At 51.8% G+C, this 278-nt stretch carries 1 protein-coding gene; it reads right to left on the bottom strand.

Going from position 1 to position 278, the window contains the following annotated elements:
- Window positions 1-227, bottom strand: a 227-nt coding sequence (locus tag Q5762_RS38050; protein ID WP_035653659.1) for a helix-turn-helix domain-containing protein, incomplete at its 3' end; no start/stop codon positions are given.
- Window positions 228-278: the final 51 nt, after the last annotated feature.

Below are 278 nucleotides of genomic sequence, written 5' to 3'. Positions count from 1 at the left end.
CGAGCTTTCCGGCTTGCCTTGTGTGTATTCAGAAATTCAGCCGGTTCAACCTCGAGCGTCGCAGCAAGCTTCTCGATAATCTTTAAGCTGGCGTAGAACACGCCCTTCTCAAGCTGGCTCAAATAACTCCGGCTAATACCCGCCTCATAGGCGAGGTCATCCTGCGAGAGGCCCTTCGCATTCCTTATGCGCCGTAGATTTGTGGCGAACACTTCCCGCAGGTCCATGCAGGGAAGCATCGAGTGTTGTTCAATATATCACACCTCGATATACTGAAC

Origin of the sequence: Streptomyces sp. P9(2023), assembly GCF_032436795.1 — a bacterium.
Taxonomy (GTDB): Bacteria; Actinomycetota; Actinomycetes; order Streptomycetales; family Streptomycetaceae; genus Streptomyces.
This window is presented reverse-complemented; position numbering and strand designations above follow the sequence as displayed.